This window comes from Pyrinomonas methylaliphatogenes (genome assembly GCF_000820845.2).
GTDB lineage: Bacteria > Acidobacteriota > Blastocatellia > Pyrinomonadales > Pyrinomonadaceae > Pyrinomonas > Pyrinomonas methylaliphatogenes.
Window position 1 is genome coordinate 325,393 of the sequence record NZ_CBXV010000008.1, and the last position, 17,012, is coordinate 342,404.

The following is a 17,012-nucleotide window of genomic DNA, read 5'->3' on the forward strand; positions in this document are numbered from 1 at the left end:
AGCATGACGACGAAGCGAGAAGATTACTATCAAATACTCGGCATCAAACGCGATGCCAAGCCGGAAGAGATCAAGAAGGCCTACCGGCGGCTGGCCCGCAAGTACCATCCGGACGTCAACCCGGGCGACAAAGCGGCGGAAGAGCGTTTCAAACTGATCACGGAGGCTTACGACGTCCTTTCGGATCCAAAGAAGCGGGCCATTTACGATCGTCACGGCTACTATTCGGAGAATTTAAGCGGGACGGCGGCGGGCGCGTCCAAATCTCGCGCCAGCGGTTTCGATTTCAGCGGCTTCGACTGGGGCGGATCCTCTTCGGGTGGGACGAGCTTCCGCGACATCTTCGCAGAGCTTTTCGGGGGCGGCAAACAGGAGCGCGAACCGCCTCGTCCGCAACCTACGCGCGGCGCGGACATTGAAATGCCTCTGGCCTTAAGCTTTGAGGAAGCGGTCAAAGGCTTGACGACCAACATCACGGTCAATCGCTCCGAACAGTGTCCCCGCTGTCAAGGGGCTGGCGACATGGGCGGGCCGCTCATCGTTTGCCAGACGTGCAAAGGGTCCGGTCAAGTTGCGCGCGCTGGCGGGCGACTCCGCTTCTCGCAACAATGTCCCGATTGCGCCGGCACCGGCAAGCGGCGTCCACCGTGCCCCGTCTGTAACGGCCAAGGGACGGTGCCGAAAACGGAGACGGTCAAGGTGCGCATTCCAGCAGGCGTCGATACGGGCTCGCGCGTGCGCGTCCCCGGCAAAGGTCATGGCGGACGACTCGGCGCCCCGCCGGGTGATCTTTACATCATCACGAACGTTGGCAGTCATCCCTATTTTACGCGCAAGGGCGACAATATCTACGTCACCGTCCCCGTAACCGTCCCGGAAGCGGCGCTCGGGGCCAAGATCGAGGTGCCGACGATCGAAGGCAAAGCGATTTTGCGCATTCCGCCCGGCACGCAATCCGGACAGAAGTTCCGTTTGCGCGAGCGCGGGGTGCCGAGTTTGCGCAATCCGCAAGCGCGCGGCGATCAGTTCGTCGAAATTCAAGTGACGCTGCCGAAAGTCATCTCCGAGGAGACTAAAGAGTTGCTGCGCCGTTACGCACAGATCAACCCGGAGAACCCGCGCGTCGCGATGGGACTTGAATGAGGCTCGCGTGGCAACCCAATCGGGTCCGTCGTAGCTCTTTAACTATAGAATCGGTATCGAGCTCCCATGAAACGCAAAGAGCGCACATACACGATCAGCGCCGTCGCCGCGCAGTACGACGTTCACCCGCAAACGTTGCGCCTTTACGAGCGCGAAGGGTTGCTCAAACCATCGCGCTCGCGGGGCAACACGCGCCTTTACACGGATGCCGATCTCGAACGGCTCGAATTGATCCTTTCGCTCACGCGCGAACTCGGCGTAAACCTCGCCGGCGTGGCCATCATCCTCGACATGCGCGAGAAGATGGAACAGATGCGGCGCGAATTTGAGCGCTTCTTCGAGTATCTGCAAACCCACATCCACGAATTCGCCCAGCACGCTGGGAAGGAACCTTCCGACGCGCTCGTCCCTATCTCGCGCGCAGCGGTCATCCGTCGTCATGAAGACGGACAACAGTGATAACCATCCCTTTTCACGAGTTTCAGCGCGCGTCGAGCATCATCAAGATGAAGAGTATGGGCAGGTAGAGGACCGATGCCAGCAGAACGTGCCGCGCGTGGCGATTCGAGAGCGTGAGCGCGGCGCGCACGCTGGTCCAGAGATAGAAAGCGCTGAGCGCGATGGCCCCCCAGAAGTAGAGCATCCCGGTCAAACCGACGATCGTCGGAAGTAGACTCACGGGCAGGAGCGCCAGCGAATAGACGACCATCTGTCTGCCCGTCGAACGCCCGTCGGGTTCAACCACCGGCAGCATGCAGATCCCCGCGCGCGCATAATCTTCGCGGCAGATCCAAGCGATGGCGAGAAAGTGGGGGAATTGCCACAAGAAGAGGATGGCAAAGAGTATCCACGCTTCGATGCTGAGCGCGCTCGAGAGTTTGAAACCGGCGTTCGCCGCGGCCCACCCGAAAAGCGGCGGCATCGCCCCGGGGAACGCGCCGACCACCGTAGACAGCGGCGTGCGCGTCTTCAGCGGCGTGTATAGCAAGATGTACCCGACGATCACCCCGAGGCCGAGCAACGCCGTCAGAGGGCTGACGAAGACCGCCAGATGGAGTTCGGCGAGCCCCGTCAAACTCGCCCCGAAGATGAGCGCTTGCCGCGGCGTTATCCTTCCCGAAGGGATCGGGCGGTTGGCCGTCCGGCGCATCGCGCGATCGCGCTCGCGCTCGACGTATTGATTGAGCGTCGCAACGCCCGACGAAAGCAGGCAGACGCCCCAGAGCGTGTGAAAGAAGAGCGCGTAATCGAAGGGGAAGCGCGCGCCGAGATAGAAGGCGGCGGCGGCGACCATCACGACCATGAACGTGATGCCCGGTTTGGTCAATTCGAAGAAGGCGGCGATGCGCTCACGCGCCCCGGTTTCGCTCGCCGTCTGCGGTGAGTTGAGCTCGACGCTGATGCTTTTAGCTATCACGCTGCTTATTTCCCCTTGCGTTGTTTAATTCGACCCGCCGCCCTTATTCTCACTGCGCCGAGATGCTGACGACCGGGGCGAGCAACCCTCGCGTCACATAGTCGCTCGCCGTCAACACGAGCATGATGACTAACCAGAAGATGCCCGCGACGACGACGACCTGCGTCAAACGCGAGCTATATCGCACGTGCATGAAATAGAGGACGACGAGCGTCGCCTTGGTGACGGCGATCGTCAACGCCACGACGATGTTCAATATCCATGGCAGATCGAACCGCGCGACAAACACGGTGATCGCCGTCAGCGCCATCAAGGCTCCGAAGACGGCGTAATAGGTCTTTTTGGGAACGATGTGCTCAGACATGTCACCCCTTCACATGAAAACCGACTAGATAGAGCAACGGGAAGAGAAAGATCCACACGATATCGACGAAGTGCCAGTACAGCCCCGAGATCTCGACCGGCGAGTGATATTCAGGCGAATAGCGTCCGCGCCACGCGAAATAGATCAAGAAGGCGAGGATGCTCACGCCGATTATCATGTGAAGCGCGTGCAGACCGGTCATCGCGAAGTAGAGCCAGAAGAAGATCTGAGCCTGTTGTGGGTGCGGGCCCTCATAGTGGAAGTGTATTCCGGGGATCAGGCCATCGTGAAACTTGTGCGAGTATTCGATGACCTTGATCCCCAAAAATGTCAAACCGAGCAGCATCGTCAAGATGAGGAAGAGGACGAGCTTCCCTCGATTGCCGACTTGCGAATGGTAAACGGCTAGCGCCATCGTCAAGCTGCTCGTGATCAGGACGACCGTATTGATGCCCCCGAGCAAGATATCCAAATGGTGACTCGCCTCGGCGAAGACCTGTGGGTACCAAGAGCGGTAGATCGAATAAGCGAGAAAGAGACCGCCGAAGAACATGATCTCCGTGATCAGAAAGACCCACATCCCGAGGGTGCTCGCCTCGCGCTGCTGCTCCATGTTCTCAAAATGATGGGCGAGCGCCGGATGGTGTGCGATCGCATGCTGCGCTGTGACTTCGCTCTGTGCCACGACCCTTCTCTCCTTTTTCAACTTAAAACTCGAGTGGCATTGCCCTTCCCCTCTCGATCATTCCCCGGTCAAGCTCGACGCATCGGGCTTGCCGCCTCCGATCACCTCCGCTTCCTCCTGCGGTCGGAACTCATAAGCGTTCCAAGTGACGATCGGCGTCCGCTCGAAGTTCTCTGGCGGCGGCGGCGAACTCGTGCGCCACTCCAGCCCGGTCGCCAGCCACGGATCAGCCGGCGCGATCGGCCCCTTCTTCAAAGACCAGAGCAGATAGATGGCCGGCAGGATGAACCCTACGGCCAGAATCGAGGCGCCCGCCGTCGAGAGCACGTGCAGCAATTGAAATTCGGGCGCGTAGGTGTAGTAACGGCGCGGCATCCCCAAGTAGCCGAGGATGAACTGCGGGAAGAAGGTCAGGTTGAAACCGACGAAGACGACGAGCGCCGCAAAACGCGCCCACCCTTCCGGATAAAGCCGTCCCGTCATCTTGGGCCACCAGTAATGCATCGCGCCGAGGTAGGCGAGCAGCGCCCCGCCGACCATGATGTAGTGGAAATGTGCGACGACGAAGTAGGTGTCATGCACGTGAACGTCCAAACCCAAGGCGGCGAGGAACAGTCCCGTCAATCCGCCGATCAAGAACAATCCGATGAATCCCAGAGCATAGAGCATCGGCGCATCATACGAGATCGAGCCGCGATAAAGGGTCGCCGTCCAGTTGAAGACTTTGATCGCCGACGGGATGGCCACCGCATAGCTGAGGAGCGAAAAGAGCATGCCTGCATAGACCGATTGGCTCGACGTGAATAGGTGATGGCCCCAAACGAGAAAGCCGACGATCGCGATCGCCAAGCTTGAGAAAGCGACGAACTTGTAGCCGAAGATCGGCTTACGCGAAAAAGTGGCGATGATTTCGCTCACCACGCCCATCGATGGCAGAACCATGATGTACACCGCCGGGTGGGAGTAGAACCAGAAAAGATGCTGGAAGAGCACGGGGTCGCCGCCCAGACGCGGGTCGAAGATGCCGATCCCCACGGTTCGCTCCAACGCGACCAACAATAGGGTGATCGCCAGCACCGGCGTCCCTAAAATCTGGATGAGGCTCGTCGCATACTGCGCCCAAACGAAGAGCGGCAATCGGAACCAGGTCATGCCGGGCGCGCGCATCGTATGGATCGTCACGATGAAGTTGAGCCCCGTCAAGATCGAGGAGAAGCCAGCGATGAAGATTCCCAATCCGGTCGCGATCACATACGTATTCGCGTAGTTGGTGCTATAGGGCGGATAGAAAGTCCAGCCCGTATCGACGCCGCCAGCGAACATCGCGTATGAGGCGAAGAGCGCGCCCGTCATGAAGACGTACCAACTCAGCAGATTCAATCGCGGGAAAGCGACGTCCTTGGCGCCGATCATGATCGGCAACAGGAAGTTCCCGAACACCGCTGGGATCGATGGTATCAAGAAGAAGAAGACCATCGTGATCCCATGCTGGGTGAAGAGCTTGTTGTAGGTCTGCGCCGAGACGAGATCTCCCTGTGGCGTCAATAACTCCAAGCGGATCAACGTCGCATAGATGCCGCCGACCAAGAAGAAGAAGGTGACTGAGATAAGATAAAGAATCCCGATCCGCTTATGGTCGAGCGTCAGAAGCCACGACTTCAACGTCTGCCCAGCATTCAGATAGGTCGTGCGCGGTTTCGCTTCAACGGGTATGACTGCGGTGCTCATAACTTACCTCCTCTGCCCATTCGGGCTGCTAGCCGCCTGAGCGGCGTTGGCGCTCGTCATCGCCGCGTTGCCGCTCTGCGGCGATAACGACTTGATGTACGCGATCAACTGCAGAAGCTGCTCTTCGCTCACCTGCCCTTGATATGTTGGCATGATGGCCGAATATCCGGCAACGATCTTCGCGCTCGGATTGAGGATCGATTCGCGCAAGTAGTTCTCATCGGCGACCACGGTTTGCCCGCCCTCGAGCTGCACTGGTTTACCGAAGATGCCGGCAAGTTGCGGTCCGCGCCCGCCGGCATCGCGCCCGCCGTTCAGATGGCAGGTCGTGCATCCCAAAGTCTGGAAGAGTTGCTCGCCCTGTTGCGCTGGCGAAAGCTGGCTCGTGTTGCCGCTCAGCCACGCTTGGTACTCATCGGGACGCATGACGATGACCGTCCCGGTCATCCGCGAGTGATTCATCCCGCAGTATTCGGCGCAGAAGAGATGGTACCTGCCGGGCTTCGTCGCCTCGAACCACATCTGCGTGTAGCGGCCCGGCACCACATCCATCTTGACGCGGAAATCGGGGATGTAGAAGCTGTGGATGACATCCTCGGTCGTCATCGTCAGGCGGATCTTGCGCCCCATCGGGACGTGCAGTTCGTTGATCTCGCGCTGCCCGGTCGGGTGCTGCATCTTCCACATCCACTGCTTGCCGACGACGTAGATGTCGAGAGCGTCTTTCGGGATGCGATATTGCGCGAAATAGACCTTCGCGCCCCAGACGAAGAGCGACATCGCGATCAGAAACGGGATCACGATCCAGATCGTCTCGAGCTTCATCGAACCGAAGATGGGGCGCGGGATCTCGCCCGGGGCCCGCCGCCGATACTTGACGACGAAGAGGATGATGGCCGCAACGATGAGTACGGTGAAAAACAGCGTGATGCCAAGCCAGTAATAGAACAGCGCATCCACCTGTTGGGCGATAGTGGAAGCCTGTTCGGGCATCAATTTAAGCTCTGATGGAAACTGCTGCATATGCTCTTACGTGACCCCTCCTGTTGCGCGCTGCGCGCGACGGCTTTCGCGCCACCATAGCACGAACAACAAAACGCCCAATCCCAGCACCGTGGCCGCCCCTGCTAGCTTGACGATGTTCAGTACGACCGGACCATATTTCCCAGCAACCGGATCGTAGTGGAAGCAATAGAGCAGGAGCTGGTCCACGGGAGATCCGATCTTGTTCTCTGACGCTTCGACTAAGCCGAGGCGCAGATCCCGCGGTTCGTACTGTATGCCGTAGAAGTACCTGTCAACTCTCCCCTGCGGCGTCAAAAGGATGATCCCGCTCGCGTGCGCCCACTGCCCCGTCCGCTGATCGAAGGCGTAATGGAAACCGACCGCATCGGTCAAACGCCGGATCTCATTCTCATCACCGGTGAGAAAATGCCAGCCCTGCTCGGCATCGGGACGCACGTAACGGATCATGTACGACTTCTTCTTGGCCGCCGCTAATTCCGGCTTTTCGCGCGGATCGAAACTGACGATCAAGACTTCGAAATCGCGCCCCGCCGTAAGCGAGATCGTATTCAAACTTCCGAGCAATCCGTTCAGCACCTGACTGCAAAGCATCGGGCATTCGTAATAGACGAGCGCAAGGATCGCCGGTTTGCTCCCGAAGTACTTGCCGAGCTGCACGAGCTGCCCCGTCTCATCGCGCAAGGTGATGTCCAAAGGCACCTGCTCGCCCAAACGTTGCTCGATACGCACGTTCTTCAGCGCTTCGGGGACGCCCGTCTCCTGTCGCCCGATATCCGGAGGACGGCTATAAAGGCCACCGCCGCTTTGCGCTCGTACTTCGCCGCCAACTGAGATCGCCAGCAGAAGCATCGCGCTCAACTTCACAGCCAAAGGCTTCTTCGATCTTTTCATGATTCACCGCCTTTCCGAGCGATCTGCAGCCTTCACGCCGGACGATCCCCAAAGATCAAATCTTCATCAATATCCGAGAGGTCTTTCCTGCACCCTCTTATCCATCGCGCGCCCGGAACTCTGTTGCGCGGGGACGAAGACCCCTTCTTCCGCATCACGCCTTTGACCATCGGGCAAAACCGGCAAACCGCGCCGAACGAGCAGCTCTTTAGCCCGCTCGATCGGGATATGAACGATCCCGGCGTTACGATCCACCCATCCGTAACTGTGCAGCAAAGCGTCCTCATCGGCGCGCAACCGTTTCAAATCATCGAGCGGATGGATCTCATGACCGGGCGCAAGCTGTAGGCGCGGTTCCGGCGGCAGGCGCTCCTCCCCTTCGCGCCGCAGCGTTGGCATCGTAGCTGCCTCGCGCCGTTCTTCGCTCACCTGGAAATATTTGAACATGACGACCACGATCAGAAAGCAGAGCGCGGTTGCCGCAATCAGCCATCCGATGAACTTCAGGATCGCGCCCGTATTGACGTCGCTCCGTTCATACGAGACGTCAACGTTACGGATGTAGGAGACATCGGGCGTTTCGGTGATGTGCTCTTCGCCGTGCCCGTTCTTCCCGTTGCCATGATGACCGCCGATCATACCTTCGCTCCTTCGAACTCAACCTCTCAGTGATGCGCTGGATGGAAAGCCTTCTCGAGCAGCGTATCGTGCCGCGGCAGCAGCGGACGACGGCCCAATTGCCAAGCGAAGAACGCGATCCACAATCCGCCGATCCCCAACGGCGCGACCAGATCCAACCAGTGAAGATGGAACGCGCTCCGATACTCTTCCCGGTGCGCCTCGGGCGCAACCAACCACACGACATCGAGCCACCGCACGGCGAGCAGGAAGAGCGCGATGGCGACCAATCGCCGCGGATTGCGCTTGATGTCGCGCGACAAAAGGAGCAAGAACGGGAACGCGAATTGAAACAGCACCAATCCCAAAGAGACATACTGCCAGCCGCCGCTCATCCGCCGCAAGTACCACGGGATCTCTTCAGGCAAATTGCCCGACCAGATGAGCAGGAACTGCGAAAACGATAAATAAGACCAGAGCATAACGAACATCAGCATGAACTTGCCGAGGTCATGCAGATGCGCTGGGAGCACCACCGCACGCAGCGGTTCGGTTTGGCGCAAGTAAATGAAGATCGTGACGGCGAAAGCGAACGCGCTCATCCCCCAAGCCGTCGCCATGATCAAACCGAAGATGGTCGAATACCACTCGGGATCGAGCGACATGATCAGATCGAACACGGCGAACGTCACCGTCAAGAAGAAGAGGATCAGACCGGGCCCACTTATGCGCTGCATCCGCCCTTCGAGCGCGCGCGTCTCCGCCTGCGCGTCCTGCTCCGCCGACCACTTGTTGAGCAAGTAGGCGAGGACGAGCCAAACGATGAAGTAGACGGCGAAGCGCGCGAGGAAGAACGAAACGTTCAGGTAAGGCGCTTTGTGCTGCAACAGTTCGTTGGCAGCCATCGCCTCTTCATGTGACCACTCGTAAAGCTGATGAATGCCGAACGCAATCGGGATGAACAACACCAACATCAGCGGGATCGTGCGCGTCGCCGCTTCGAGGATGCGCCTGATGACCAAAGTCCACGCCCCGCCCGCGACGTGATGGACCATGAGCAACCCCAAAGATCCGACCGCCACGCCGGTCCAGAGGACGTACCCGATCAAATAGGAGAAGAAGAACTGCCGCGTATCCAGAACGGCCCCGAGCGCGGTCAGAGCCGCACCAATAATTCCGACGATTAACGCGACATTGCGCAAACGCCCCAATTCAGGCGGCGCCGCTTCCATCCTTTGAATCATCGCTGCCCTCCATTCCCTCCTGCGGCCTCTAATTTGCCCCGTTCTTCGGGCGGCACATCGTTGATGCTCGCATTACGACTCAATTGCAACGCGCGTATGTAGGCGATGATCGCCCACCGATCGCGCGGCGGGATCACCCAACCGTAAGCGGGCATCGTCCCCCACCCATTGGTGATCACATCGAAGAAATGGCCGACCGGCGCCTGCCGCAATCGCTCTTCGTGATAGGAGGGCGGACGCCGATAGCCGCGCCTGACGATCATCCCGTCCCCATCGCCGGTGCGCCCATGGCAGACCGAACAGTAGATGTTGTACCGTTCTTCGCCGCGATCGACTATCTCTTTTGTCACAGGGAAGGGGAAAGCGTCGACCAGCGACGGATCGTACTGCACGCTCTGACCGCCGCTCGCGCTCCCGACGCTTGCATTCGTGTTTGTCGCGCCGGCGCGCTTGCCCGTATAAAATTCCGCATCCTCACGCAGATAACCGCGCGCCACCGTCCCTTGCACGAGCGGACGCACGCTTGCGCCGTCGCCGAAGAAATCGCTCTTCCTGTACGGCTTGTAGCGCGGTTGATCCTGCATGTCCATGCGACAGCCGACGCCGAAGAGGGCTGCGGCAAACGTCAACGCGAGCGCGGCGACGCGCCACCTCCCGCTTCCACCGGAGACCATCTTCGATTCCCTTCTGGTCAAAAGACCTTGCATCTGCTCTCCTCGATCACTTAACGACTTTCCGTTGCCCCCCTAGGGCTCGACCTCGAAGACCTCGCGCGCGTTCAACCCCCAGAGGAAGCCCGCCGTCTCTTCGCGATCGAACTTCGGATCGGTCGCCTCGATGAGCAGGAAGAACCGATCGCGACTCGCTAGCTCGAAACGCGGGACGTTGAAAACCGGATGATATGGACGCGGCAATCCGTTCCGTCCGAGCATCCCGAGAAAGGCGGAGAAGGCGGCGAAAAGGACCGTCATCTCAAAGGTGATCGGCACGAAAGAGGGCCAGCTGTTGAACGGGCGCCCGCCGACGTTGATCGGATAATCGATCGCCGACGTGTAGTAAAGCAGCAGATAACCGGAGAGGCCGCCGATCAAACCGCCGAGGAAGATCAAGATGGGGAGCCGCGTCCGCCGAATGGCCAACGCCTCGTTCAATTCTTCGATCGGATAGGGCGAGAAGGCATCAACGTGCCGGTAGCCCGCCGCTCGCGTCCGACGCGCGGCCTCCACCAACTCGGTCGGCGTTTCAAATTCCGCGATCACGCCGTAGATTTCGGGTCGTTCCTGCTCTGTGTGCGCCATCTCTCACCTCTCAATCATGCGCTGCCGCTTCGGCTTTGGATTGCACGCGCGATTGCGGCAGAAGCATCCGGACTTCGAAGATCGGGATCATCGGAAGCAATCTGATGAAGAGGAACATCATGAAGAGGAAGAACCCGATCGTCCCGAAGAACATCGTGAAGTCCCACAACCGCGGCGCATACATCCCCCACGAAGACGGCAAGAAGTCTCGATACAAGCTCGTCACGATGATGACGAACCGTTCCAACCACATCCCCACGTTGATGATAATCGAAACGATGAAGAGCACGAGCATGTTCTCGCGCACGCGCCGCGACCAGAGAAGTTGCGGCGTGATGATGTTGCAAAGGATCAACAGCCAGTATGACCAAGCATATGGGCCGAACATGCGGTTGCGAATCATGAACCATTCATAACCGCCCGCATACCAACCGATGAAAGCCTCCATCAGGTAGCCGTAGGCGACGATCAACCCGGTGGCGAGCATGACCTTGCCCATCTGGTTCATGTGACGCAGCGTGATCATATCTTCGAGCCCGTAGAACTTGCGGATCGGGATCAGCAGCGTCAAGACCATCGCAAAGCCCGAATAGATCGCTCCGGCGACGAAATAGGGCGGGAAGATCGTCGTATGCCACCCCGGGAGGATAGAGACGGCGAAGTCGAAGCTCACCACCGTGTGGACCGATAGGACGAGCGGCGTCGAGAGCCCCGCCAAGATCAAATAGGCTGTCTCATACCGGTGCCAGTGACGCGCCGAACCGCGCCACCCCATCGCGAGCACGCCGTAAATTTTCTTCACCAGCGGATGGCGCGCCTGATCGCGCATGGTCGCCAGATCCGGAATCAACCCCGTAAACCAGAAGAGCAGCGAGACGGTCCCGTAGGTCGAGACGGCAAACACGTCCCACATCAAGGGGCTGCGAAATTGCGGCCACATCCCCATCGTGTTCGGATAGGGGAAGAGCCAGTAGGCGAGCCACGGACGCCCGACGTGAAACAGCGGAAAGAGCCCCGCGCACGCGACAGCAAAGAGCGTCATCGCCTCTGCCGCGCGATTGATCGAGGTGCGCCAGTCCTGGCGAAACAGCAGCAGGATCGCCGAAATCAACGTCCCGGCGTGGCCGATGCCGATCCACCACACGAAGTTGATGATGTCGAACGCCCAAGCGACCGGAATGTTGTTTCCCCAAATCCCGATCCCGGTCAACACCAAGTAGGTGATCGTGTACAGCAACATCATCACCATCACGAAGGTGATCGTGGCGCCGATGACCCATCCGAAAGGGGTGCGCCGCGATAAGACGATGCTGGCGATCTTCTCCGTGACGGAGATGAAGTTGTGGCCCGGAGCGATCACCGGATGGTCTTGACCGATCATCTCTTGCTGACGCCCTGACGTAATCGTGCTCATTCGGTCTATGCTCCCTGCAGTTCCGGATTAGGATTGCGAAGCGCGGCGAGATAGCTCGTGCGCGGTCGCGTGTTCAATTCGCCGAGCAGCGCGAAGTTGCGCTTTTCAGCCTTCAATTTCGCGACCCGGCTACTTGGATCGTTGAGATCACCGAAGATGATCGCTTCGGTCGGACAGACCGCTTGACACGCGGTTAGGATCTCGCCATCGCGCACGCGCCGCCCATCCTTCTCCGCTTCGATCTTGGCCGCTTGAATTCGCTGCACGCAATAGGTGCACTTCTCCATCACGCCGCGCGAGCGGATGGTCACCTCCGGATTGCGCATCAGCTTATAGGTCGGTGTGTCCCAATCTTGATAGAGCAGATAGTTGAAGCGCCGCACCTTGTACGGACAATTGTTCGAGCAATAGCGCGTGCCGACACACCGGTTGTAGACCATGTCGTTCAGCCCTTCGGCGCTGTGCACGGTCGCATTGACCGGACAGACCACTTCGCACGGCGCCACTTCGCACTGCTGACATGGGATCGGTTGAAAATACGTGGTCGGGTTCTCGGGCGCGCCCTCGTAATAGGTATCGACGCGCAACCAGTGCATCTCGCGGCTGCGCGCCACCTGCTCCTTGCCCACTACGGGGATGTTGTTCTCCGCTTGGCAAGCGACGATGCAAGCGTTGCAGCCGATGCACGCGCTGACATCGATCGCCATCCCCCAACGATAACCATCGTACTGGTACTGCGGGTATAGCGATAGATCCTGCGGCGGCTGGTGATCGCGCTTATGCACCGTCTCCGGATCGCGCAAATACTCCTCGAGCGTGGTGGCGCGCACCAGATCGCGCCCCTCCATCAAGAAATGGAGTTGCGTCGAAGCGAGCTGATACTCTTGGCCGGTCCTGACGATCTCACCTCCAGCCCCGCTCCACATCGCATCCGCGGTGCGCACGGCGAAAGCGTTATAGCCGATCTTATCGCCAACGCGCCCGGCCCGCTCGCGCCCGTAACCGAAGAAGACCGTGACGCAATCATCAGGATGCCCCGGCACGAGGTAAACGGGACCGCGCACGCTCCGCCCTTTGAAGCGAAATTCGACGATCTCTGACCAGATCTCGCCGCCGCGACTGCCGACGACTCGATCGAGTCCCATCCGTTCCGCCGTCCGCGGGCTCATGTAGATGACGTTGTCCCACGTGAGCTTAGTGAGCGGCTTCGGCAACTCCTGCAACCAGCCCAGATTGGCGAAACGCCCGTCGTAGACCGACGGATCGGGACGGAAGACGACCTCGAACCCTCGCGCCGGCTGGTTCACCGCCTGAGCCGGGAATTCCGCCCGCGGCGTCAGCGTGCGCGTCTGGAAAGCCGTATCGCGTATGATGCCGTCGTGTAACGCGCGCCGCCACCACATCTCGAAATCGCCGCCGCTGTGCTGCCGTTGCCAATAATCGCGCACGACATCATATGAGGTTCGATCAGGTTGATCGTTTAGCACAGCCAAGATCTCATGGGCCGTCTTGCCCTGATAAAGCGGCGCGATCAACGGTTGGATGATCGAAACCGTCCCATCATACGCGCGCGCATCGCTCCACGACTCGAGGTAGTGCGCCTCGGGGACGTGCCAGTGGCACAGATCCGCCGTCTCATCCCGATAAAGCCCGAGATGCACGCGCAACGGGACCCGCTCCAAAGCCGCACGGAACGGGATATCGGCTGGCGCATTGTAAACGGGATTCCCGCCGAGGATCACAAGCATCTCGACGCGCCCCGCTTCCATATCGGCCACAAGCTCGCGCAAACTCTCCGTTTGAATGGCCGGATTGGCCTCTATCGGATCGGTATAGAGGACGGTCCGCCCGACGTTTCCGAGCGCGGCGTTGATCGCGTGCGCAAGCGCGTGGATGATGGGCGGCTGCTCATCGCCGACGATGACGATCGAGGAGCCGCGATGCTGCTGAAGATCGCGCACGACGGCGCTGATCCAAGAGCCGTACTTCGCATTCGCCGCCTCGCCCCCAGCACCGCTGACCCCGACGCCCGACGCGATGGCGCGCGCTAGCGATTCCATCTCGCTCGGCTTGACTGGCAGACGATGATCGGCCACCGCTCCCGTAATCGTCGGCGAAGTCTCGACCACATAGAGCCGGTTCATGTCCCTCTGCGTGGCAACGACGCGCCGCCGATTGGCGAAATCGCGCGCATAACGCAAATGGCCCGGGCCGCGGAACAGGAAATCGGCGTCGAGCGAAAGCACACGCGCCGCTTGATCGAAACGGTAGATCGTATTGACCGGTTGACCGAAAGCCATCTGCGCTCCCAGCCGCACGTTGTCGCGCGTCACCGGTTCATACTGATGCCATTTGGCGGCAGGGTATTTTTGCAGGAGAGTCCTGATTTGATCGGCCAGCGTCGGCGAAATGACCGTCTCGGTCAGCAAGCGCAAACCCGCCCCGCGCTTTCCATCCTGCTCGACCATCGCCGTCCGGATGGCGCTCAAAAATGCCGACCAAGACGAGATGTCGCCGAGATAGAGGAGCGTGCGCGAGCGATCCGGATCATAAAGTTGCAAGATCGAAGCTTGCGCCCACAGGTCGGTCGCGCCGAGGCTTCCGGGATGCTCCGGATTGCCTTCGATTTTGGTCGGGCGCCCTTCATTGCTGCGCACCAGCAGGCCGATCGCTTCGCCGGCAAAGGGCATCGCCGTGGCGAAGAAGAGCGGTTTGCCCGGCACGATCTCCTCTGGCTGGCGCACATATGGGACGATCTGCTCCTGCGGCTGATAGACGCAACCGCTCAATCCGGCGAGCGCTAGCGAAGCGCCCATCAGCTTCAAAAAGCGCCGCCGCCCGACCGGATCGTTCCACTCCGCAGCCCCGTGCGGGAACTCGCGTTGAAGATATTCGAGAAACTCCGGCGTCTCGCTCAACTCTTCCAGAGAGCGCCAGAAGCGGCGTCCCCGCTCCTGTTGCGCCTTGTGAAGGAGCGTACTAAGGCGCGGACGAATCTGCACTAATTCCTGAGGCGTCGCTTCTTTAGCCATAATGAACCTTTCCGCTAATTAGCGATGGCACGTCGAACAACTGGTCAACACCGCTGGGCTTTTGATGTCGTAGGCCTTAACCAACTCGCGCCCCTTCTCTTCCTGGTCCGGCCCCGGTTGCCATTCCATGTTGAAGATCTGGTCACGCGGGCGCACGAACTTTTCGGGCGCGCGATGACATTGCAGACACCATTCCATCTGCAACGAGGCCACCTGCCAGACGACCGGCATCAGATCGACGCGTCCATGACAGGTCGAACATCCGATGCCTTTGTTGACGTGGATGCTGTGGTTGAAGTAGACGAAATCGGGCAGATCGTGCACCCGATTCCATTCGAGCGGACGTCCCGTGCGCCAACTTTCACGAACTGGCTCAAGATAAGGGCTGTCAGCCCAAATCTGCGAGTGGCAGTTCATGCACGTCTGCGTCGAAGGCATGCCAGCCGAGGCCGAAACCTCGACCGACATGTGACAGTAGCGGCAATCGATGCCATCGTCACCGACGTGATGCTTGTGACTGAACTGCACGGGTTGCTCGACTTCGACGTATGCCTTCGTAATGTAAGATGAGCGTTGGAACGCGATGACGAGGAAGATGGCTGAAGCGATGATGAAGACGGCACCGAATATGCTTATCCTCGCAATCGAGTTCGCGCTCGGACGAAATAGCTGCGGCATTACCTCACCTTCTCGCTTGTCTCAAAACCACTTAACGAGCGACCTTGAAAGATCGTAGACCTAGCCGAACGTCTCGACAACACCGCCGAGTTTATGCAACTCGCACACACTGTAACGTGAGACTCCGCTAGCGGAGCACTCTACTCATACTACATTTTTCACTCGCGGAGCAAGTTATCGGCTACAATTTATCTTATTTTTTAAGCATTCTAAATTTTTCAACCGTTCTAATCTAGCCTCGCCCGGATTTGGCTCCGCGCCCGTTCTCGGTTAAACTTATGCGCTTTCTGCCCTCTCACGTCGCCAAGCAAACGTCGTTTAGAGTTCAAATTCGGACGGGCATCGAAGGACGATGGAAGAGATAGTTTTTCATCAAGCCGAGAGACCAAACCTACCGGCGCATCCTTTCGAAGCTTTCCTTCATGAGCAGAGCGAAGAGGATTGGGCGCAGGCTATTGCCGCGCTCTTACCGCACATCCACAAAGTGGACCAAAACGCCACGCGCATTTGGTTTCACTTCTTCCCGCTCGCTTTAGCGCGCGCGCTTGAGCGCGCCCCCGACCCGGAACAGCTTGCGCGCGAGCTGCTGCTTCAGGGCCGTTACCGTTTGCGTGATCAGATCGACGAGTCTCATTACTTCCTGTACGGCCATCGTTACTGGCCCACGATCAAACGCGCGGTGATCGAGTTTGCGGAGCGTTTCTCCACCGGGAACGCCCAGCTTTCGCTCGCCGAGCAGATCCGTGAGGTGGCGCGTCGCGCTTCGCGCGATCTCGGTGTGGCTGAAGCGCTCACCATCGGCATTACCGCCGTCGCCTTCATGACCGTCCGCCAAGCGGGTTTGGAAGCGGTCAAACGCGCGCCGGGCACGATACGACTTAGCGAATGGGCGCTTCGGCGCACGCCGGAACAGGTCTTGAAAGCGCGCGCGCGCGATGATCGGCAAGGGCTTTTCGGTTTTCTTCGGACAGAGGATAAGGTTTGGACGGTCACATTCAACGAGAACGATCCCGAAGCTCACTTCAAGCTGGTCCACACGCAGGAGATCGCCTGGGCCGCGGCTTCGGACAAGCGTCCGTGGCATTTGCGCGATCCGCGCTGCGTGGCGGGCGAAGGGCCGATCCCGGTCCAGTGTCGTTCGGCAGCCTGCGGCACATGCTGGGTTGGGGTATTGGGTGGAGCGGAGAAGCTCTCCGAGGTCGGCAAGCTCGAAAGGCGTATGATGCCGCGTTTCGGTTACATCGACACGGATGAGCCGCGCCCGATCATCCGCCTTTCATGCCAAGCGAAAGCTTATGGCGCGGTCTCCATCGTGATCCCACCGTGGAACGGTTACTTCGGCAAACTCCTCAAAGGCGAAGCGGCGGATGCGCCCAAGGATGGAGCGGAAGATAGCGGCGATCGGATCATCGAATCGTCCAATCTCAGCTCTTGAGCGAGGGGTTTTGGCGCGTTATTTCGCCTTGACGCGCCG

16 protein-coding genes are annotated in these 17,012 nt (G+C 59.4%); 3 read left to right on the forward strand and 13 right to left on the reverse strand.

What is annotated here, in order from left to right; translation table 11 throughout:
* Positions 1-3 precede the first annotated feature (3 nt).
* Both dnaJ and PYK22_RS18195 read left to right on the forward strand, forming a co-directional pair.
* A complete protein-coding gene (gene dnaJ / locus PYK22_RS12615; protein WP_041977801.1) occupies positions 4-1,143 on the forward strand; it encodes a molecular chaperone DnaJ in 1,140 nt (379 codons plus the stop codon).
* Between the two features lie 66 nt (positions 1,144-1,209).
* Positions 1,210-1,602 (forward strand): MerR family transcriptional regulator, encoded by a 393-nt coding sequence (locus PYK22_RS18195; protein WP_041977804.1) that lies wholly within the window; start codon positions 1,210-1,212, stop codon positions 1,600-1,602.
* 22 nt (positions 1,603-1,624) lie between these two features.
* Here PYK22_RS18195 and cyoE read toward each other — a convergent pair whose 3' ends face one another.
* The 13 genes from cyoE to PYK22_RS12685 all read right to left on the reverse strand — a co-directional run bounded on the left by cyoE (position 1,625) and on the right by PYK22_RS12685 (position 15,538).
* Positions 1,625-2,560, reverse strand: coding sequence for a heme o synthase (cyoE, locus tag PYK22_RS12625; RefSeq protein ID WP_211197699.1), 936 nt, complete (start codon positions 2,558-2,560; stop codon positions 1,625-1,627).
* 49 nt (positions 2,561-2,609) lie between these two features.
* Positions 2,610-2,924: a cytochrome C oxidase subunit IV family protein gene (locus PYK22_RS12630; RefSeq protein ID WP_041977806.1), complete on the reverse strand. Its 315-nt coding sequence runs from the start codon at positions 2,922-2,924 to the stop codon at positions 2,610-2,612.
* Position 2,925: 1 nt separating this feature from the next.
* Entirely contained in the window at positions 2,926-3,609 is a 684-nt protein-coding gene (locus tag PYK22_RS12635) for a cytochrome c oxidase subunit 3 family protein (RefSeq protein ID WP_041978924.1), read from the reverse strand.
* A gap of 57 nt (positions 3,610-3,666) precedes the next feature.
* Positions 3,667-5,337, reverse strand: coding sequence for a cytochrome c oxidase subunit I (gene ctaD, locus PYK22_RS12640; protein WP_041977809.1), 1,671 nt, complete (start codon positions 5,335-5,337; stop codon positions 3,667-3,669).
* A 3-nt stretch (positions 5,338-5,340) separates the two neighbouring features.
* The gene (gene coxB, locus PYK22_RS12645) at positions 5,341-6,360 is read right to left on the reverse strand and encodes a cytochrome c oxidase subunit II (protein ID WP_041977811.1); all 1,020 of its coding nucleotides are present in this window, start codon (positions 6,358-6,360) and stop codon (positions 5,341-5,343) included.
* 6 nt (positions 6,361-6,366) lie between these two features.
* Entirely contained in the window at positions 6,367-7,254 is an 888-nt protein-coding gene (locus PYK22_RS12650) for an SCO family protein (protein WP_060635647.1), read from the reverse strand.
* 66 nt (positions 7,255-7,320) lie between these two features.
* Positions 7,321-7,893, reverse strand: coding sequence for a hypothetical protein (locus PYK22_RS12655; protein ID WP_041977814.1), 573 nt, complete (start codon positions 7,891-7,893; stop codon positions 7,321-7,323).
* 26 nt (positions 7,894-7,919) lie between these two features.
* Positions 7,920-9,116 (reverse strand): hypothetical protein, encoded by a 1,197-nt coding sequence (locus PYK22_RS12660; protein WP_157770861.1) that lies wholly within the window; start codon positions 9,114-9,116, stop codon positions 7,920-7,922.
* Positions 9,113-9,823, reverse strand: coding sequence for a c-type cytochrome (locus PYK22_RS12665; protein ID WP_211197700.1), 711 nt, complete (start codon positions 9,821-9,823; stop codon positions 9,113-9,115). The genes PYK22_RS12660 and PYK22_RS12665 overlap by 4 nt, the downstream gene beginning before the upstream one ends.
* 39 nt (positions 9,824-9,862) lie before the next feature.
* Positions 9,863-10,414 (reverse strand): DUF3341 domain-containing protein, encoded by a 552-nt coding sequence (locus PYK22_RS12670; RefSeq protein ID WP_099606192.1) that lies wholly within the window; start codon positions 10,412-10,414, stop codon positions 9,863-9,865.
* 10 nt (positions 10,415-10,424) lie between these two features.
* Entirely contained in the window at positions 10,425-11,828 is a 1,404-nt protein-coding gene (nrfD, locus tag PYK22_RS12675; RefSeq protein WP_041977817.1) for an NrfD/PsrC family molybdoenzyme membrane anchor subunit, read from the reverse strand.
* A gap of 5 nt (positions 11,829-11,833) precedes the next feature.
* The gene (locus PYK22_RS12680; protein ID WP_041977820.1) at positions 11,834-14,860 is read right to left on the reverse strand and encodes a TAT-variant-translocated molybdopterin oxidoreductase; all 3,027 of its coding nucleotides are present in this window, start codon (positions 14,858-14,860) and stop codon (positions 11,834-11,836) included.
* An 18-nt stretch (positions 14,861-14,878) separates the two neighbouring features.
* Positions 14,879-15,538, reverse strand: coding sequence for a cytochrome c3 family protein (locus tag PYK22_RS12685; RefSeq protein WP_041977822.1), 660 nt, complete (start codon positions 15,536-15,538; stop codon positions 14,879-14,881).
* 352 nt (positions 15,539-15,890) lie between these two features.
* Between PYK22_RS12685 and PYK22_RS12690 the strand changes: the two genes are divergently transcribed.
* Entirely contained in the window at positions 15,891-16,973 is a 1,083-nt protein-coding gene (locus tag PYK22_RS12690) for a 2Fe-2S iron-sulfur cluster-binding protein (RefSeq protein ID WP_041977824.1), read from the forward strand.
* Positions 16,974-17,012: the final 39 nt, after the last annotated feature.